Annotated in this window: 16 protein-coding genes; 5 read left to right on the top strand and 11 right to left on the bottom strand. The window is 72.3% G+C overall.

Annotation, left to right across the window (positions count from 1 at the left end):
- Nucleotides 1-15 precede the first annotated feature (15 nt).
- Nucleotides 16-1,026, top strand: a complete 1,011-nt coding sequence (locus A4A78_RS09150) for an ornithine cyclodeaminase (RefSeq protein ID WP_062948537.1) — start codon at nucleotides 16-18, stop codon at nucleotides 1,024-1,026.
- Between the two features lie 59 nt (nucleotides 1,027-1,085).
- On the opposite strand, the gene A4A78_RS09145 is transcribed toward A4A78_RS09150, so the two are convergent.
- The 9 genes from A4A78_RS09145 to A4A78_RS09105 form a co-directional block, all read right to left on the bottom strand.
- Complete coding sequence (locus tag A4A78_RS09145) at nucleotides 1,086-2,984, bottom strand: BCCT family transporter (RefSeq protein WP_062948535.1); 1,899 nt, start codon at nucleotides 2,982-2,984, stop codon at nucleotides 1,086-1,088.
- Nucleotides 2,985-3,179: 195 nt separating this feature from the next.
- Nucleotides 3,180-3,338, bottom strand: a complete 159-nt coding sequence (locus A4A78_RS09140) for a hypothetical protein (RefSeq protein WP_369816745.1) — start codon at nucleotides 3,336-3,338, stop codon at nucleotides 3,180-3,182.
- Between the two features lie 22 nt (nucleotides 3,339-3,360).
- Nucleotides 3,361-4,674, bottom strand: a complete 1,314-nt coding sequence (locus A4A78_RS09135; protein WP_062948533.1) for a uracil-xanthine permease family protein — start codon at nucleotides 4,672-4,674, stop codon at nucleotides 3,361-3,363.
- A gap of 51 nt (nucleotides 4,675-4,725) precedes the next feature.
- The gene (locus tag A4A78_RS09130; protein WP_062948531.1) at nucleotides 4,726-6,423 is read right to left on the bottom strand and encodes a hypothetical protein; all 1,698 of its coding nucleotides are present in this window, start codon (nucleotides 6,421-6,423) and stop codon (nucleotides 4,726-4,728) included.
- 113 nt (nucleotides 6,424-6,536) lie between these two features.
- Nucleotides 6,537-7,202 (bottom strand): DUF6320 domain-containing protein, encoded by a 666-nt coding sequence (locus A4A78_RS09125; RefSeq protein ID WP_062948529.1) that lies wholly within the window; start codon nucleotides 7,200-7,202, stop codon nucleotides 6,537-6,539.
- Nucleotides 7,199-8,650, bottom strand: coding sequence for a hypothetical protein (locus A4A78_RS09120; RefSeq protein WP_062948527.1), 1,452 nt, complete (start codon nucleotides 8,648-8,650; stop codon nucleotides 7,199-7,201). The genes A4A78_RS09125 and A4A78_RS09120 overlap by 4 nt, the downstream gene beginning before the upstream one ends.
- Nucleotides 8,647-9,582, bottom strand: coding sequence for an alpha/beta hydrolase (locus A4A78_RS09115; protein ID WP_062948525.1), 936 nt, complete (start codon nucleotides 9,580-9,582; stop codon nucleotides 8,647-8,649). Before A4A78_RS09115 ends, A4A78_RS09120 begins: the two co-directional genes overlap by 4 nt.
- On the bottom strand, nucleotides 9,579-10,076 hold the full coding sequence (locus A4A78_RS09110; RefSeq protein ID WP_062948523.1) for a flavin reductase family protein: 498 nt from the start codon (nucleotides 10,074-10,076) through the stop codon (nucleotides 9,579-9,581). The genes A4A78_RS09115 and A4A78_RS09110 overlap by 4 nt, the downstream gene beginning before the upstream one ends.
- A gap of 2 nt (nucleotides 10,077-10,078) precedes the next feature.
- Nucleotides 10,079-10,498, bottom strand: a complete 420-nt coding sequence (locus A4A78_RS09105; RefSeq protein ID WP_062948521.1) for a YccF domain-containing protein — start codon at nucleotides 10,496-10,498, stop codon at nucleotides 10,079-10,081.
- 81 nt (nucleotides 10,499-10,579) lie between these two features.
- On the opposite strand from A4A78_RS09105, the gene argS reads away from it, so the two are divergent.
- Nucleotides 10,580-12,337: an arginine--tRNA ligase gene (gene argS, locus A4A78_RS09100; RefSeq protein WP_062948519.1), complete on the top strand. Its 1,758-nt coding sequence runs from the start codon at nucleotides 10,580-10,582 to the stop codon at nucleotides 12,335-12,337.
- Nucleotides 12,338-12,470: 133 nt separating this feature from the next.
- On the top strand, nucleotides 12,471-13,178 hold the full coding sequence (locus A4A78_RS09095; RefSeq protein WP_062948517.1) for a lysoplasmalogenase family protein: 708 nt from the start codon (nucleotides 12,471-12,473) through the stop codon (nucleotides 13,176-13,178).
- Nucleotides 13,179-13,187: 9 nt separating this feature from the next.
- Here A4A78_RS09095 and A4A78_RS09090 read toward each other — a convergent pair whose 3' ends face one another.
- A complete protein-coding gene (locus A4A78_RS09090; protein WP_062948515.1) occupies nucleotides 13,188-14,123 on the bottom strand; it encodes an alpha/beta hydrolase fold domain-containing protein in 936 nt (311 codons plus the stop codon).
- 124 nt (nucleotides 14,124-14,247) lie between these two features.
- On the opposite strand from A4A78_RS09090, the gene mtnN reads away from it, so the two are divergent.
- Both mtnN and A4A78_RS09080 read left to right on the top strand, forming a co-directional pair.
- A complete protein-coding gene (gene mtnN, locus A4A78_RS09085; RefSeq protein WP_062948513.1) occupies nucleotides 14,248-14,976 on the top strand; it encodes a 5'-methylthioadenosine/S-adenosylhomocysteine nucleosidase in 729 nt (242 codons plus the stop codon).
- Nucleotides 14,977-15,033: 57 nt separating this feature from the next.
- Nucleotides 15,034-16,872, top strand: a complete 1,839-nt coding sequence (locus tag A4A78_RS09080) for a BCCT family transporter (protein WP_231881006.1) — start codon at nucleotides 15,034-15,036, stop codon at nucleotides 16,870-16,872.
- Between the two features lie 39 nt (nucleotides 16,873-16,911).
- Here the strand turns inward: A4A78_RS09080 and A4A78_RS09075 are convergent, their stop codons facing one another.
- The gene (locus A4A78_RS09075) at nucleotides 16,912-17,853 is read right to left on the bottom strand and encodes a phosphoglycerate dehydrogenase (protein ID WP_062948511.1); all 942 of its coding nucleotides are present in this window, start codon (nucleotides 17,851-17,853) and stop codon (nucleotides 16,912-16,914) included.
- Nucleotides 17,854-17,888 lie beyond the last annotated feature (35 nt).

The following is a 17,888-nucleotide window of genomic DNA, read 5'->3' as shown; positions in this document are numbered from 1 at the left end:
CGAGAGGAGAGGACCATGCCGCACCTGCTCGACGTCCCCGGGACGATCCGCTGGATCCGACGCGACGGCATCGAGAACATCCTCGCGGGGATGGTGAGATACCTGGAGTCCGACCTGCTGCGCTGGGAGGAGTTCGAGAAGGTCCCGCGACTGGCCAGCCACAGCCCGCACGGGGTGATCGAGCTGATGCCGACCAGCGACGGATCGCTGTACTCCTTCAAGTACGTCAACGGCCACCCGCACAACCCCGCCCGCGGGCTGCAGACCGTGACGGGCTTCGGCGTGCTCGCCGACGTCGACAACGGCTACCCGATCCTCCTCTCCGAGATGACGCTGCTGACCGCGCTGCGCACCGCAGCGACGTCGGCGCTCGCCGCGCGGGAGCTCGCCCTGCCCGGCGCCGGCGTCCACGCCCTGATCGGGGCGGGCTCGCAGGCCGAGTTCCAGGCGCTCGCGATGCGGACCGTGCTCGGGATCGACCGTCTGCGCGTGCTGGACCTCGACGAGGCGGCGGTGGAGAAGGTGCGGCGCAACCTCGTCCCGCTCGGCTTCGAGATCCACGCGGCGAGCTCGATCGAGGACGTGCTCGAGGGCGCCGACGTGGTCACCACCTGCACGGCGGACAAGGCCCGGGCCGCGGTGCTGCACAGCGAGCAGATGCGTCCCGGCATGCACCTGAACGCCATCGGCGGCGACTGCCCGGGCAAGACCGAGCTGGACCCGACGATCCTCGAGGAGGCGCGGGTGGTGGTCGAGTACGAGCCGCAGACCCGGATCGAGGGCGAGATCCAGCAGCTGCCGGAGGACTTCGAGGTCACGGAGCTGTGGCGGATCCTCGCCGGGGACGCCTCCGGGCGCACCTCCGACCAGGAGGTGACGGTGCTGGACTCCGTCGGCTTCGCGCTCGGGGACTTCTCGGCGCTGCGCTGCGCGCTGGACGCGACCGAGGGCACGGACCTGCTGGGATGGGTGGACCTCGTCGCCGACCCCGACGACCCGAAGGACCTCTTCTCCCTCGTGACATGACGACGGCCGGCGTCCAGAGCAGGACGCCGGCCGTCGGCATGCAGTGCGTGCGCGAGGGGTCAGTCCTCCGCGGGCGGAGCGCTCGGCGCGCTGGGCGCGCTCTTCCTGCCCTCGACCCGCGTCCGGTGACCGCCGCGACCGATGCCGCCGCGGGTGCGGGTGAGGCGGTAGTCGATGCGGTCGTCGACCAGCGAGGCGATCTCGTCGGTCGAGGCGTGGGTGCGGCTCACCTCGTCGGTGATGTGCGCGGTGACCCGCTCCAGGCGGGCGAGGCGCTCGTGCTCGGCCAGCACCGCCCGGTCCAGGCTCAGCGCCTTCACCAGCGCCACGCACATCAGCAGCAGGATCACGCTGAACGGCAGCGCGGTCATCAGCGAGCCGGCCTGCAGGGAGGTCAGGCCGCCCGAGAGCAGCAGCGCCGCGGCGAGCAGGCCCTCCAGCAGCGCCCACAGCACGCGGGACCACATCGGCGGGTTCGGATGGCCGCCCGAGGCGAGCATGTCCACCACCAGCGAGCCGGAGTCCGAGGAGGTGATGAAGAAGACCGCGACCACGATGATGCCGAGCACCGACAGCAGCTGTGTGGCGGGGAACTGCTCGAAGATGCGGAACATCGACTCCTCGGCGGTGATGTCGCCGAGGTCGCCGGTGCCGAACCACTGGCGGAACAGGCCGTTGCCGCCCCAGATCGAGAACCAGATCATGCCCACCAGGGTGGGGACCATCAGCACGCCGGCGACGAACTGGCGCACGGTGCGCCCCTTGGAGATGCGGGCGATGAACACGCCGACGAACGGCGCCCAGGCGATCCACCAGCCCCAGTAGAACAGGGTGTTGCCGGCGAACCAGCTCTGCGCCTCCTCGGAGCGGGTGTACGCGCCGACGTCGAGGGTCAGGTGGAAGACCTCGCTGAGGTAGATGCCGAGGGACTCCACGAAGTTCTGGAAGATGAACACGGTGGGGCCGAACAGCAGCGCCGCGACGGCGAGCAGGCCCGCGAGGGTCAGGTTGCCGTTGGAGAGCCACTTGATGCCGGCGCCGACGCCGGAGACCACGGAGAGGGTCGCGATGAAGGTGATCACCACGATCAGGATCACCAGGAAGTTCGTGGAGACCTCGTCGACCAGGCCGATGACCTGCATGCCGGCGGCGATCTGCTGAGCGCCGAGGCCCAGCGAGGTCGCGATGCCGAAGACGGTGCCGAAGATCGCGAGCACGTCGATGACGTCGCCGATCCAGCCCTTGACCCGGTCGCCGAAGATCGGCTCGAGGGCCCAGCGGATCGAGACGGGACGGCCGCGGCGGTGGATCGCGTAGGCGATGGCCAGGCCGATCACGGCGTAGGCGGCCCAGGGGTGCAGGCCCCAGTGCAGGAAGGTCTGCGCCATCGCGAGGCCCGAGGCCTCTGCGCCCTCGACGTCCCAGCCCGGCTTGGGGCTGTTCGTCGTGTAGCCGAGCGGCTCGGCGACGCCGTAGAAGACGAGCCCCACGCCCATGCCGGCGGAGAACAGCATCGCGAACCACGACATCAGCCCGAACTCGGGCTCGTCGTCGTCACGGCCGAGCCGGATCGAGCCCCACCGGGACAGCGCGACGATGATCGCGAAGGCGACGAAGATGCCGATGGCCAGCATGTAGAACCAGCCGAGGTTCGCCACGATCCAGTTCTGGGATTTCTCCATCACCGACCCGGAGGTCTCAGGGAAGACGATCGCCAGCAGCGCGACGCCGAGCACGACGACCATCGCGGGCCAGAACACGGCCGGGGCGATGGTGCCCTTGCTGATGCGCGCGCCCTGTCGGCGCAGCTTCTCCGTGATCTCGTCGTCGGAGTCGTCGGTGGCGATCTGCTGGGACCGGGGAAGATGAACGGTCCTGGGGAGCTCTTCGGGCCATGCGGAGATGTCGGAGCCCTGCGCGGGCGCCTCCGCTCCCTGGCCGTGACCTGAGCTGCTCATAGCGGTCCCTTCTTGTCGATTATCGGATTCCCACCAACTGTGCAGGATGCCCGGGGTATGGAGAGAATAGGCCGATCCGGAGTCCGAAGGTCGGACAACCGGCATCTGCGCAGTTCAGCACGCTTCCCCGCGCTGTTGCGCCGTCCGTCGCGACGGTCGGGGAACTCACATGCCCGACCCGGCGCACGTGGCGCATCACACTCGCGAGCGCCAGAGCAGCCACTCCAGGTACGGCGCCTCGATCAGCGAGACCATGAGCCCGGCGGGGACTTGGGCGGGGGCGATCAGGGGGCGCCCGAGCACGTCCGCGAGGGCGACGAGGCCCACGAAGCCGACGACCCCGACCGTGAGCACGCTGGTGTGCTCCAGTCGCGCCTCATCGCCGGCGTCGAGCAGGCTCCCGATCCTGGTCGGCGCGCCCGTCGGCCGGGCCGCGCTCGGTGCCGGTCAGGCGGCCGATCCCGCGCATGCCGTGGAAGACGACCAGCGCCGCCACCGTCCCCAGCGCGATGCCGGTGAAGGCGAAGCCGCCGACCTCCCAGTGCAGGTCCGCGATCGCGATGACGAGGGCGACGCCCGCGGTCATCTGGTTCACCGGGCGGGCGAAGTCGACCCTCCCATCGATCCACATGCGGAAGCCGACGATCGCGATCAGCCCGTAGAGCACGAAGGTCACGCCGCCGAGCACGCCCGGCGGGATGGTGTTGATCAGCGCGCCGACCTTCGGGGAGAGGGACAGGCCGATCGCCACCAGGCCCGCGACCCAGTAGGCGGCGGTGGAGTAGACCCGGGTCGCGCTCATGACGCCGATGTTCTCGCCGTAGGTGGTCGTCGGCGAGCCGCCGAAGGTGGCCGACAGCGCGGTCGCGGCACCGTCGGCGAAGAGGGTGCGCCCCACCATGTGGTCGAGGTTCTTCCCGGTCATGGTGCCGACGCTGGTCACGTGGCCGACGTTCTCCGCCAGCAGCACCACGATCACGGGCAGGAAGATCGGCAGCAGGCCGAGGTTGAACTCCGGGTGGTGGAACTCGGGCAGACCCAGCCAGGCCGCCTCCCGCACCGGGGTGAAGTCGACCTCGCCGCGGGCGAGCGCGATCAGGTAACCGACGACCACGCCGACCAGCACGCTGATGCGTCCCAGCAGTCCGCGGAACAGGGCGGTGCACAGCAGGATCGCGATCAGGGTGAGGGTCGCGGTGACCGGGGCCTGCGAGAAGTTGTTCTGGTAGGTGGTGGGCACCAGGTTCAGGCCGATCAGGGCGACGATCGAGCCCATCACCACCGGCGGCATGAGTCGGCCGATCCAGCCCGTGCCGATCCGCTGCACGAGCAGGCCCAGCAGGGCCAGCAGCACGCCGGTGACGAGCACCCCGCCGAGCGCGGCGCCCATGGAGTCCGCCTGGGTGGAGGCGGTGATCGGGGCGATGAACGCGAAGGAGGAGCCGAGATAGCTGGGCACCCGGTTCTTCGTGATCGTGAGGAACAGCAGGGTGCCGATGCCGGAGAAGAGCAGCGTGGTCGAGGGCGGGAAGCCGGTGATGACAGGGACCAGGAAGGTCGCGCCGAACATCGCGATGACGTGCTGGGCGCCGATCCCGATCGTCAGCGGCCAGGCGAGACGCTCCTCGGGCAGGACGATCGCGTCGGGGGCGACGGTGCGGCCGTCTCCGTGCAGGCTCCAGCGGAACATGGTTCTCCAGGGGTGGGGAGGGGCGGGGCCGGCGGGCCGGCCGGCGGCCGGTCAGCGGCCGGGGAAGATCTTCCGCTCGGCGGTGGCGCCGGAGACGTCGGGGACCAGGTCGAGGAGGGAGACGCGGCCGTTGTCGCGGGCGCGGAAGTCGGCGAACATGCGGGTGATGTCCGGGGCGCCGAACTCGTCCCGCACGGGAGCGGGGACGGTGAGCATGAGCGAGGTGGCGATGCCGAGCACGAGGGCGACGCCGCCGGTGACCAGGCCGGCGCCGCTCGCGGTCGCGATCGAGCTGACGATCACGTCGAGGAAGCCGACCACGACCAGGACGAGCGAGGCGACGACCCCGCTGGCCCGGGCGCTGACCGCGGGGCGGGAGAGCAGCGCGGTGCGGCCGAAGACGGAGACCAGCACGAAGCAGGCGCAGACCACGGCGTCGACCAGGTGGAGGACGGGGCCGCCGGGGCGGGGCACGGAGGTCGCCGCGAGAGCGCCCATCAGGTGCCACAGCACCGCGGCGGAGTGCATCAGGGCGCTGAGCTCGAGGGCGCGCACCGAGTACACCAGCCAATCGGTGCGCCGGAACGACAGCGGCATGGAGCGCACGAAGGAGCGCGAGATCATCAGCCCCAGCGCCGCGAGGAGGAAGGGCAGGTAGACGAAGCCGCGGGCGACGCTGATCGGGGCGGCGAACTGCAGCCCGAGGGTGTTGTCGGCCAGCGCCGCGATCGCGAGCCCGGCGACGACGGCGGTGGAGAAGACGTACCAGGAGCGCTCCCGGCGCAGCGCGGAGGCGAGCACCACGGCCAGCAGCAGCGCGGAGATCAGCGTGTTCGCGAAGGTCATCAGCGAGAACGCCCAGCCGGTGGTGAACAGGCGGCCGATGATCATCACCAGCGCCAGCAGCAGCGCGGCGGCCGCGGCGATCCCGACCCCGAGGAGCAGCCGTCGAGCGGCGCGGCGAGCCCGCTCCTGCGGGAGATAGCCCTCGTGGGCGCGCGGCTCGATGCCGAGGATCGCGCCGAGCAGCAGCAGGGAGACGCCCACGCCGACCCCGACGGGAGGCCCGTCGGGCAGGGGGGCGAAGAGCACCGGGAGGGAGAGGACGAGGTCGGCGCCGAGCACGAGCAGGGCGATGGCGAGGGCGGGGGCCATGCCCGCTACGCGCAGCGTCCGGATCGCGCGCAGCGGCGGCGCGGCGGGGATCCAGCGCAGGGCGTGGACGGCGACCAGCGCGGCGAGCGCCACGCCGATCGAGATCCGGCCCAGCAGGTCCAGGACCGGGTTGTCCGCGACGGTGAAGGTCGTGGTGAGGGCGGAGGTGAGGCAGATCAGGGCGAGCACGTCGCGCAGCGCGTCGAACAGGCCCAGGTCCTTGAACCGCTCCGGCAGCTGGAAGCCGGCGATCGGGATCTCGTCGTCCTCGGCGTTCGGGGTGGTGCCCGAGCGGGCGTAGGAGACGACGCGGGGGCGGGCGAGCGGGGCGACGGTGTCGTCGTCGGTCCCGTCGGAGCCGTCCTCCTCGCCCTCCACCGCGGGGATCGCGCCGGTGACCGCGTCGGGCTCGGTGCCGGGACGGTCCTGGTCCGGCAGCGCCGGGCCCTGACCGCGGCGAGCGAGCAGCGGCTGGGCGTAGCGGTCGAACTCCTCGCGGCCGGGGAGGCGGTCGGTGGGGAGGCTGTGGGGGTCGTCGATGGCGAAGATCCAGTCGGCGTCCTGGTCCTCCTCCGAGCGCGGATCCCTGTCCATCGACCTTCTCTCCTGCTGTTCGTCGCCCGGACGGTCGCCCGGGCGCTGGTCTGCCCCTCGAATCCTAGGGAGCGCGGGCCCGCAGGAGCCGTCGGCGCGCCGTGGGACCTTCGCTACAGGTGCAGGCGTGTGGCCAGCTCCTGCCGCACCGCGCCGCCGCGCACCGTCAGCAGCAGCACGATCGAGAGCACGCTCAGGCCGCCGCAGATCGCCGAGGGGATCACGGTGCCCACCCAGCCCAGCGCCAGGAACACGATCGGGGTGAGCCCCAGCAGCACCGTCAGCCCGAGATAGACGATGTAGTCGCCCACCTGCATCCGCACCACCCGCACCGTGATCACCAGGCCGATCAGGGAGGCGGCGCACAGGATCGGCACCACGAAGGTGAGGGACCACGCGTCCCAGCCGGTCAGATAGTCCCAGTACACGCACACGCCGCCGGCGAGCGCGACGAGATAGACGATGAACTTCGCGAGGTTGCGGCGCTTGCCCACGGCGACCAGCACCACCAGCCAGGTCGCGACCACGCCCAGCCACACCGAGCGCAGCGCACCCAGGCCCTGCTCCTCGGGACGGAACAGCAGCTGGGCGAGGAAGGACAGCGCGATCACCGCGAGCGAGGTCAGCGTGAGCACGCGCAGCACACGGCGGCGCCGGAAGCGCAGCGGCACCGCCGGATAGGGGCTCTGCGAGGCGGCGCCCTCGAGCGACGCCGCGCACAGGGGGCAGCGGGTCCACTCCCCCTCGACGCCGACCGCGCAGTCGGGGCATCTCCTCATCGGCCGACCTCCGCGAGCTCCGCCTCGGTGGTCCGGGACGCGGCCACGGACACCTCGATGCCGGCCTCGGTGAGGATCCGCGCGTACTCCCGCACGTGCTCCGTCTCCACGAAGGGCGAGGTGAAGGAGATCGTGAGCAGGCCGGCGTGGGAGATGGCGCAGAACTGGGGTCGTGCGGCGGAGACGTGGAAGAGCATCCGGCCGACGTGCGGGGCGGCGGCCTCGGGCAGCGTAACCCGGCCCAGGTTCGAGATCGCGACGGTGAGCGAGCGGTTGTTCGCCCGGTTGGCCAGCCCCAGCAGCACGTCCTTGAGCGGGCGGGGGACGATCCGGGCCAGTGGAGCGCGCTCCACCCGGATCAGGCGGCGCAGCCTCCCCTCGAGCGCCTCCGGCCTCGCCTCGGCGCCGAAGTCCTCCTGGAGCCGCCGCGCGACCTCGCCGAGGGAGTCGCCGCCGGCGCCGTAGGTGTGCGAGACCGTGATCGTGGCGAAGAAGTTGCGGGCCGAGTCGGAGGGGAAGAACTGGCGGAGGTTCACCGGCACCGAGGCGGTGAGGGTGCGGGCGCCGCGGGAGTCCCGCTCCAGCGCGCCGGTGCGGCGGATCGCCTCGAAGAACGCGGCGGTGAGGAACATCGACATCGCCACGCCCTCCCCCTTCGCGAGGGCGAGCACGGGCGCCACGGGCATCGTCAGCTCGAGGACGCGGGTGCGGTGGTCGGGGGTGCGGGTGCCGCGCAGGCGCAGCACCCGTCGCGGCGCGGGGTCGGGGGCGTCGGACTCCTCTCCCGCGGGCTCCTCCGCGATCTCGGGCTCCTCCTCCTGGGCGCGCAGCATCGCGGAGGCGGCCTCGCGGGTGAACTCCTCCTCGTGCGCGGCCCGCTCCTGCTCCTCCCGCGCCCGGGCGGCGCGCTCGGCCCGTGTGCGCCGGCGGAAGTGGTGGGCGAAGGAGTCGGCGGCCAGCTCGTGGACCTCGGGCTCGACCGAGCCCGCCGCGTCCGCCGTGTCCTCGGGGGCGAAGCGGCGACGGCAGTACTCCTCCAGCAAGGCGGTGAGGAACCACAGCGCCCCGGTCCCGTCGGAGAGGGCGTGGAACACCTCGAGGCTCACCCGGCGTCGGTGGTGGACGACGCGGAACAGCAGGGTGCGGCGGTCGGCCTGGTAGATCGGGGCGCAGGTGTGCTCGGTCTCCGGCTCGAGGACGGGGCGGAGGTCGCTGTCCTGGAGGTAGTACCAGAACACGCCGCGCCGCAGCACCGCGTGGTAGAGCGGGAAGCGCTCGTAGGTCGTCTCCAGCGCCTCCTGCAGCAGCGCCGGGTCGACCTCGTGGTCCAGCTCGGCGGCCATGCGGAAGACCTTGGTGTCCACGTCGCTGCGCGCGGCGAGGAAGATGTTCGAGGCGTTGTCCAGGCGCACCCAGTGCCGCCGCCGGACCGGCAGGGAGAGCTTCACGGCCCCTGCTCCAGGAACTCGTCGATCACCTCGTACGCCTCCTTCAGGGGGCGCGCGAAGCGGGGCAGGGTGATCACCCCGTGCAGCGCCTCCTCGAGGCGATGGACCCGCACCCGGTTCCCGGCCGCGGCGAGCGCCCGGCCGTAGGCCTCCCCCTCGTCGCACAGCAGGTCCAGGCCCGCGCTGAGCACGAGGGTGTCCGGCTGCCCGGAGAGGTCCTCGGCCATCAGCGGGGCGACCAGGCGGCTGCGGCGCAGCGCGGGGTACGGGACGTACAGGTCGAGATAGTCCTGGACCTCCGTGCTGGTGAGCCGGTAGCGGTCGCCGAGGCGGCGCACGGACTCGAAGGGGGAGGTGGCGGGGTCGTGGTCGTGATGGGTGACCGGGTAGAGCAGGATCTGGCGCGAGGGGACGCGGTGGCCGCTCTCGCGCAGCAGCAGCGAGACGGCGGCGGCGAGATTGCCTCCCGCGGAGTCCCCGACCAGCACGATCCGGTCCGGGTCCGTCAGACCCGCCCGGCCCGGGTCCTCCAGCAGACCCCGCGCGACGCCGTAGCAGTCCTCGAGCCCGGCGGGGAACGGGTGCTCGGGGGCGAGGCGGTAGTCGACGGAGGCGACGTGGCAGCCGGTGAGGTCCGCCATGGTGGCGCAGGCGGGGGTGTAGCTCTCGATGTCGCCGGTGACCCAGCCGCCGCCGTGGAAGAACAGCAGCAGGTCCTCGCGGCGCCGCTCGGTCGGCGCGAACACCCGCACCGGCACGCGGTGCCCTTCGGGGGCGTCGGAGAAGGTGTCCCAGGTGGGGGTGCGGTAGCGGGCCGTCGGCAGCGAGGCCAGGCGTCGCTGGAGGGCGCGGACGCGCTGGTAGTCCTCGCGCACGTCGAAGCGGCCGGCCCGGGCGACCGCCCGCAGGGCCAGGCGCAGCAGGGCGCTCACGGCCGCAGCTCCCGCTTCTCCCCCGCGAAGCGGATCGCGGGGCCCGCCTCGGCGCCGCCCTGCCCCATCTCGACGACGGGACCGATCAGCAGGCGGTGGGTCGCGGCGTCGACGCCCTGCTCGATGCGCAGCGCGAAGTGGGCGAGCGCGCCGGGGAGGATCGCGTCCCCGTCGGCGGTGCGCCCCGCCTCGATCCCGGCGAGCATCCCCTGCAGCGGCGCGCCGGGAGTGCCGAAGCGGTCGGCGAGCGCCTGCTGGTCCTCGGCGAGCAGGCTCAGGCAGCAGTGGCCCGCCTCCTCCACCGCCTCCGCGGCGCGGGAGAGCCCGTACAGGGCCAGGCCCATCGTCGGCGGGTCGTAGGAGATGTCGAGATAGGAGTCGACGGTGACGAGCAGATCGTGGGGCCCCTGCCGGGTGCTGACCACGGCCAGGCCCACGGCGAGCAGGTCGCTGAGGCGGCGGTACTCGTCCTGGTCGACGCCGTGATGCGCCATGCTCACCGCGCGGTGGGGAGCATGCGGGCGCGGGCGGAGTCCGCGTCGAGGATCTCCTTGCCGAAGGGGAAGCAGGTCACGGGGATCAGCTTGAGGTTCGCCCACGCGAGCGGAATGCCGATGATCGTGACGGCCTGGGCGAGCGCGGTGACGACATGGCCGAGCGCGAGCCACCAGCCGGCGATCACGAACCAGATCACGTTGCCGATCGTCCCGGCGGCGCCGCCGCGGCCGGTGTCGACGACCTCGCGGCCGAAGGGCCAGATCACGAAGCCCGCGATGCGGAAGGACGCGAGTCCGAACGGGATCGTGACGACGAGGAGGCAGGCCAGGATCCCGGCGACGAGATAGCCGAGGAAGAGCGACCAGCCGGCGGTCAGCAGCCAGATGATGTTCAGGACCAGGCTCAGGAGGGAACGCATGGGGCCAGGGTAGGCACCGCTGCTGTCCGCGGCCAGGGGGCTGTCCCCCGACCGTGCGGGAGGGCCACTACCCTGGGACGCATGCCAGCTCCCGAGATCGCGCTGACCGAGCGCTTCCAGTCCGCCTTCGCCGCCGCCTTCGGGCCCGAGTTCGCGGACGCCGATCCGATCATCCGCCCCTCGCAGTTCGCGGACTTCCAGTGCAACGCCGCGATGGGACTGGCCAAGCGCCTCGGCCGCAAGCCCCGCGACATCGCCGCGGACATCCTCGCGGCCGTGGACCTCTCGGACATGGCGGAGACCCCGGAGATCGCCGGTCCCGGCTTCCTGAACATCCGCCTGCGCACCGACTGGGTCGCCGCGCAGGCCGCCGAGCTCGCGGCCGACACCCGGCTCGGCGTGCCCGCTCCCGAGCACCCGGACACCGTGGTGCTCGACTACTCGGCGCCGAACGTCGCCAAGGAGATGCACGTCGGCCATCTGCGCACCACGGTCGTCGGCGACTCGATCGCTCGCACCCTCGAGAAGCTCGGCCATACCGTGGTGCGCCAGAACCACATCGGCGACTGGGGCACCCCCTTCGGGATGCTCATCGAGCACCTCCTCGAGGTGGGCGAGGACAGCGCCGAGGCGGAGCTGCTGACCACCGACCCCAACGCCTTCTACCAGGCGGCGCGCGCGAAGTTCGACGCCTCCGAGGCCGCCGCCGACGGCGGGTCCGGCTTCGCCGCGCGAGCGCGTCGGCGCGTGGCGACCCTCCAATCCGGGGACGCCGAGTCGCTGCGCATCTGGACGCACCTGGTGGGGCTGTCCAAGGAGTACTTCCACCGCATCTACGAGATGCTGGACGTGACGCTGACCGACGAGGACCTCGCCGGCGAGTCGACCTACAACGACCAGCTCGAGGCCACCTGCACCGATCTGGAGGCCGCCGGGATCGCCCGGATCTCCGACGGGGCGCTGTGCGTGTTCCCGGAGGGCTTCACTGGGCGCGACGAGCAGCCGCTGCCGCTGATCATCCGCAAGTCCGACGGAGGCTACGGCTACGCCACCACCGATCTCACCGCGATCCGCCATCGCGTGAGGGACCTCGGGGCGGACCGCATCGCCTATGTCGTCGGCACCGCGCAGGAGCTGCATTTCCGGATGGTGTTCGCCACCGCGCGGGAGGCGGGCTGGCTGCCGGACGAGGTCGAGGCGACCCATGTGAAGATCGGCTCCGTGCTCGGCGAGGACGGCAAGATCCTGCGCACCCGCTCCGGCGCCTCCCTGCGGCTGATGGCGCTGCTGGAGGAGGCCGTGGCGAAGGCCCGCACCGTCATCGACGAGCTGCGCCCCGACCTCTCCGACGAGGAGCGCGAGAAGATCGCGCACGCGATCGGGATCGGCGGCGTGAAGTACGCCGACCTCTCCACCGCGCACGACTCGGACTACACCTTCGACCTCGACCGGATGCTGGCGCTGACCGGCAACACCGCGCCGTACCTCCAGTACGCGGTGGCGCGGATCCGCTCGATCGGCCGACGGGCCGAGACGGCCGGCGTCACCGCCTCGGCCGCTCCCCTGGTCGTCAACGACGCGGAGCGGGCGCTCGCGCTGCAGCTGCTCGAGTTCGGCCCGGTCCTCGCCTCCGTCGGCGCGGAGTACGAGCCGCACCGCCTGTGTGCCTATCTCTTCTCCCTCGCGCAGGCGTTCACCGCCTTCTACGACGCCTCCCCGATCCTCAAGGAGGACGACGCGGAGGTGCGCGCGGGCCGTCTCGCCCTCGCGCAGCTCGCCGAGCGGGTGCTCGTCGAGGGCCTCGACGCGCTCGGGGTGGAGGCGCCGCAGCAGATGTGAGGGCACCCCCGGCGCGGCAATTCGGACATCCCTCCCCGGTCGTGACCGAACCGTGTCCGCCGTTACCCAAACGTGCCCCAGTCCGGCGGTCGATCCCTGGTCAGAGCCAGGATCTGCTTCCTACGCTGGGACGGTGTCCACGATCCGCTCGGCCCATCGCGCCCTGTGGGGGGCCTATGCGCTCCTCGCACTGGTCCACCTCGGCGCGCTCCTGGCCGACGCGGATCTGATCGGCAGGATCACCCAGCCGATGTTCGCCCCGCTGCTCATCGCCGTGGTGCTCACCGCGGCCCCGTACCGCTCCCGCACGACGGGGCTGATGCTCGGTGCCCTGGTCTGCGCTTGGATCGGCGACAGCGTGGGGCAGGTCCCCGTCGAGGGCAGCGGGATGCTCGCCGTCGTCGGCTTCCTGGGCGCGCTGATCTGCTACTCGGCCGCCCTCGTGCCGCTGTGGGCCCGATCCCGCGACCCCATGCGCATCGCGCTCGCGATCCCCTACGGTGCCGTGGTGATCGGGCTGTTCGTCGCCTGCGCGGACGGGGCCGGCTCCCTGCTGCCGATGGTGGCCGCCTATGCGGTGGCGCTGGCGACGATGGCCTTCCTCTCCGCCGGTGGCAACGGCCTGACCTGGACGGGAGGCACCCTGTTCCTGCTGTCGAGCTCGCTGCTGGGGATGGACTGGTTCCTGGCCGGCGCCGCGATCGCGTTCAGCACGGAGCTGGTGATGCTGACCTACCTGGTGGGCCACGCCCTGCTCGTGGCGGGGCTGGTGAAGGCGATGCCGCGGCACCGCTGGACCGTCGCCGCCCCCGCCCCCTCGCTCGTGATTCTCGAGGGCTGACGGGGCCGCTCAGCCCTGCCGGCCCTCCCGGTCCTTCCGGCCCAGGGCGCGGCCGATCAGCTCGGACTGCTCGCGGTGCAGCCGCTCGATGTCCTCGCCCTTGCGGGGGATCAGCTGCAGCCCGAGACGACCGCCGATCTCCCGATAGGCGACCTCCTCGCCGTTCTCCTCGAGCTGGAGACGCGCGACCCGCGCGTCGGAGGCGAAGAGGTCCTTCTGGCCGACGCTCAGGTGCAGCGGCGGCAGGCCCTCCAGGCCCCGGTTGATCGGGGAGAGGTCCGGATCGTCCAGCGGAGTGCGCCCGGCATAGCGGCGCGCCGCATCGCGCAGCAGGCGCCGCTCGTGCACCGGATCGGACTGGTCCGTCTCGCTCATCCACGCGGCGGACAGCTCCAGGTCCAGCCAGGGAGACATGAGCACGATCGCGGCCGGGGCGGGCACCGGCGCGAGCGCCTCGGACTCCTGCTCGACCAGTCGCCGCGCGACGACCACGGCGAGCCCGCCGCCGGAGTGCTGGCCGCTGAGGACCCACGGGCCCTCGCCCAGCCGCCCGTCGGCCGCGAGCGCGGCGAGGACCGCCTCGACGTCGTCCCGGGCGACGGGGTGCTGGTGGTCGGGGGCATTGCGGTAGTCGACCATCAGCCCGGCGCAGTCCTGCGCCTCGACCTGGCGGGAGAGCCACGCCCAATCGCTGGTGAAGGGGCCCGAGACGTAGGCGCCGCCGTGCAGGTGGATGATCAGGCCGTTGCCGCGGTGGTGGCGGTCCAGCCAGACGGTGCGGGTGCGGCCGATCATCTCCTGCTCGATCGCATGGGACTTCAGCACGTGCGAGGGAGGCTGCGGGCTGCGCGCCTCGCGCAGCGCCTGATGGGTGAGGGCGGAGGGGATCGGGATCCTCGCGGCGGCGCGAGCCCCCGTCACCACGGCGTCTCGGATGCGACCCATCGCTTGCCCTCCTGTCCGCGGCCGCTCGGGCCGCCTCTGTGCCGGTCCGCCCAGACTAACGAACGCGCCTGGACGGTGCGGGAGCGGCACCGGCCGGGCTCCGGCTCGCCGGTACGCTTCGAGCATGCCTGAGACCTCCGCCCCCGCTCCCCTGCTGGTCCTCGTCGCGATGCCCGAGGAGGCCGCGCCGCTGACCTCCCGCCTCGAGGACCCCGCCCCCGTCGAGGTCCCCTTCCCCGCCCCGGTCGCGGCCGTCCGCGGCCGTCTCGGCGGGTCCGAGGCCGTCGTGGTCACCACCGGCATCGGCGTCGCCGCCGCGACCGCCGCTGCGACCTGGGGCGTCCTCGCCCTCTCCCCCGCCCTGGTGGTCGCCGCCGGCTCCTGCGGCGGCCTCGCCGCCGACGTGGAGGTGGGCACCGTGATCGTGGGCGAGAGCTTCGCCTGGTCGATCGCGGACGCGACCGCCTTCGGCTACGCCCCGGGGCAGCTGCCCGGCGGGCCCGAGCGGGTCCACGCCCCCGCCGACTGGGTGGACCGCGCCGAGCGGGCCGCCCGCACCGACCCCGCCGCCCAGGTGCGGCGCGGGCTGATGCTCTCGGGCGACGCCTTCGTCACCGCCCCGCTCGCGGACCCGATGCGGGAGCGGTTCCCCGGCGCGCTCAGCGCCGACATGGAGACCACGGCGAGCGCCCGCACCGCCGAGGCGCTCGGCGTGCCCTTCGTCGCCCTGCGCGCCGTCTCGGACCTGTGCGGCCCCGTCGCCGGACAGCAGTTCCACCTCGAGCTGGACCAGGTCGCGGAGACCTCGGCCCGCGCGGTCGAGGCGCTCGCGGGATCTGTCGTTCAGGCGTGACCCCAGCTACTGTGCCCTACACCCGTCCCACAGTCCCCGACCATGCAACGGAGCATCGTGTCAGCATCGACAGCCCGTCCCACCCCCTCCTCGCCTCCTGACCCGCCGCAGGACGGCCCCGGCGGCCCGAGTCCCGCGTACGGCCTGTCGAAGCCGGTCTTCTACATCGCCGGGAGCATCATCCTGCTCGCCGTGCTCTTCGCACTGCTCCTGCCGGACGTGTTCAACTCGGTCATCTCGACCCTGAACTCGACCGTCGTCGACAGCATCGGCTGGTACTACGTCCTGGTCGTCACCGGCTTCGTCGGCTTCGGCATCGTCGTCGCCGTCAGCCGCATGGGCGAGATCAAGCTCGGCAAGGACGGCGACGAGCCCGAGTACTCGGTCTTCTCCTGGTTCGCGATGCTCTTCGCCGCAGGCATGGGCATCGGCCTGGTGTTCTGGGGCGCGGCCGAGCCGCTGACCTTCTTCTCCGAGAACGGCGCCCCGCCGAACGCGGCGGACCTCGAGGCACCGGCCCGGGCCGAGCGCGCGCTGGGCCAGACCTTCCTGCACTGGGGCCTGCACGCCTGGGGCATCTACGTGGTCGTCGGCCTCGCCGTCGCCTACGCCGTGCACCGTAGGGGCCGCCCCGTCAGCATCCGCTGGGCGCTCGAGCCGGTCCTCGGCCGGCGCACCAACACCTGGATCGGCGACCTCGTCGACATCATCGCGCTGGTCGGCACGCTCTTCGGCATCGCGACCTCGCTCGGCTTCGGCGTCAACCAGATCGCCGCGGGCCTCGACCACCTCGGCGTGCTCCCGAACTCCACGACCGTCCAGGTCGTCATCGTCCTCGTCGTGACGGCGCTGGCAACCCTCTCGGCCGCGAGCGGCGTGGACAAGGGCATCAAGCTGCTCTCGAACCTCAACATGGGTCTGGCCGCCCTGCTGCTGGTCACCGTGCTGATCCTGGGCCCGACGCTCTTCCTGCTGCGCGACGTGGTCTCCAACATCGGCTACTACCTGCAGAACTTCCTGCAGCTCGCCTTCCAGACCCTGCCCTTCCGCGGCGAGGACGGGGCCTCCTGGATCAGCGGCTGGACCACCTTCTACTGGGGCTGGTGGATCTCCTGGTCGCCCTTCGTGGGCGTGTTCATCGCCCGCATCTCGAAGGGCCGCACGATCCGGGAGTTCATCACGGGCGTGCTGCTGGTGCCGACGGCGCTGACCTTCCTGTGGTTCACGATCATGGGCGGCACCGCGCTGTACAAGTCCGTCCTGGAGGGCGTCGACTTCACGGGCGGCACCGGGGACATCGACCCCAACACCGCCCTGTTCGACACCTTCGCGCACCTGCCGGCCGGGGCCCTGCTCTCCGGCATCGCGGTCGTGCTCGTCTCGATCTTCTTCATCACCTCGGCCGACTCCGGCGCCTTCGTGATGGACATGATCGCGCACAGGGGCGATCCGAACCCGCCGCGGATCACCCGCATCTTCTGGGCCTCCGCCTCGGGCGTGATCGCCGCGTCCCTGATCTGGGTCAGCTCCCTCTCCGGGGACGGGGATGCCTCGGGCATGACGGCGCTGCAGTCCCTCGCACTGCTCTCGGCCCTGCCGTTCTCGATCGTCATGATCGCGATGTGCATCTCGCTGTGGCGCTCGTTGTCCAACGAGGTGAAGGTCATCGAGCGGCTCGAGACGCGCCTGCGAGAACGCGAGTTCATCGAGCACTACTCCAGCGAGATCACCGATCGGGTCGACGCCCGTGTCGAGGAGACCGTCCACGACCACGTCGTCGAGCACCTCGCGACGATCACCGGCGAGTTCCCGCTCCCGAACATCGAGGGCGAGTCCTCCGGGGACGCCGGGAGCCCCGTGACGAACCGTCACCGACGGGACGCCCCGGAGGCCTGACGGGCCCCTCCCCCACCGTCGGGCGCGGCGGCGCGCAGCTCAGCGCGCCGCCGCGTGCTGCATCTCCGTGCCGTCCACGAGGGCGCGGAGGCTCGTCGCGATCCGCTCGTCGGCGCCGACGGGCCGGCCGCCCGCGCCGTGCGGGGTGATCAGCAGGCGCGGCGCGCCCCACAGCGGGTCGCCCTCCGGCAGCGGCTCGGGCTCGGTGACGTCGAGGCCGGCCCCGCCGAGGGTCCCCGCCTCGAGTGCCTCGCGCAGCGCGACCTGGTCGACGGTCGCGCCGCGGCCGACGTTGACGAGGAGCGCGTGGTCGGGCAGCGCGGCGAGCACCTCGCGACCCACGATCCCGGCGGTCTGCTCGGTGGCGGGCAGGATGTTCACCAGCACGTCGGTGCCCGGCAGGGCGGCGGGCACGTCGGCCTCGGCGATCACCTCGACGCCGGCGCGGGTGCCGGCGCTGCGGGCGGCGCCGCGCACCTCGGCACCGAGGCCCTGCAGCATCGGGGCGAGGGTCTGCCCGATGCTGCCGAAGCCCCAGATCAGCACGCGTGCGCCGAGCAGCGTGGTGAGGCGTCCCTCGGGGTGCAGGGGCTGCAGACCGCCGAGCTCTCCGCTCCACTCGTGGCGCTCCTGCGCCTCACGGGCCTCGGGCAGGCGCCGCACGAGGGCGAGCAGCAGGGCGAGCGCGTGCTCGCTGACGGTCCTCGAGTGCAGGCCCGCGCCGGTGGCGACGACGACGTCGTCCGGGAAGCCGGCGGCGAGGATCCCCTCCACCCCGGCGGCGAGGGACTGGACCAGCCGCAGCTGCGGCAGGTCCGCGGCGGCGGAGGCGAGGTGGCGGCGGGAGGAGCCCCAGACCACGAGGGCGGCGGCGTCGTGATGGGCGGCGGGGATCTCGGCGCGGGCGTCGACCACGACCGCCTCCCAGCCCTCCGGCAGCGTCGGGTCCAGGGGCATGGTGTCGGGAAGCAGGATCTTCATGCCCCCAGGGTACGGAGGAAGCGCATCGCGCCGGT

Source organism: Brachybacterium sp. sponge (assembly GCF_001613775.1).
GTDB lineage: Bacteria > Actinomycetota > Actinomycetes > Actinomycetales > Dermabacteraceae > Brachybacterium > Brachybacterium conglomeratum.
The sequence above is the reverse complement of the archived record's forward strand: the minus strand, read 5'-3'. Positions and strand labels throughout refer to the sequence as shown.

Bases quoted from the DNA above. Each gene is read 5' to 3' on its own strand.
- A4A78_RS09090 (WP_062948515.1), bottom strand. From the start codon at position 14,123: ATGGGTCGCATCCGAGACGCCGTGGTGACGGGGGCTCGCGCCGCCGCG.
- A4A78_RS09150 (WP_062948537.1), top strand. From the start codon at position 16: ATGCCGCACCTGCTCGACGTCCCCGGGACGATCCGCTGGATCCGACGC.
- A4A78_RS09105 (WP_062948521.1), bottom strand. From the start codon at position 10,498: ATGCGTTCCCTCCTGAGCCTGGTCCTGAACATCATCTGGCTGCTGACC.
- argS (WP_062948519.1), top strand. From the start codon at position 10,580: ATGCCAGCTCCCGAGATCGCGCTGACCGAGCGCTTCCAGTCCGCCTTC.
- A4A78_RS09110 (WP_062948523.1), bottom strand. From the start codon at position 10,076: ATGGCGCATCACGGCGTCGACCAGGACGAGTACCGCCGCCTCAGCGAC.
- A4A78_RS09135 (WP_062948533.1), bottom strand. From the start codon at position 4,674: ATGTTCCGCTGGAGCCTGCACGGAGACGGCCGCACCGTCGCCCCCGAC.
- A4A78_RS09145 (WP_062948535.1), bottom strand. From the start codon at position 2,984: ATGAGCAGCTCAGGTCACGGCCAGGGAGCGGAGGCGCCCGCGCAGGGC.
- A4A78_RS09125 (WP_062948529.1), bottom strand. From the start codon at position 7,202: ATGAGGAGATGCCCCGACTGCGCGGTCGGCGTCGAGGGGGAGTGGACC.
- A4A78_RS09075 (WP_062948511.1), bottom strand. From the start codon at position 17,853: ATGAAGATCCTGCTTCCCGACACCATGCCCCTGGACCCGACGCTGCCG.
- mtnN (WP_062948513.1), top strand. From the start codon at position 14,248: ATGCCTGAGACCTCCGCCCCCGCTCCCCTGCTGGTCCTCGTCGCGATG.
- A4A78_RS09130 (WP_062948531.1), bottom strand. From the start codon at position 6,423: ATGGACAGGGATCCGCGCTCGGAGGAGGACCAGGACGCCGACTGGATC.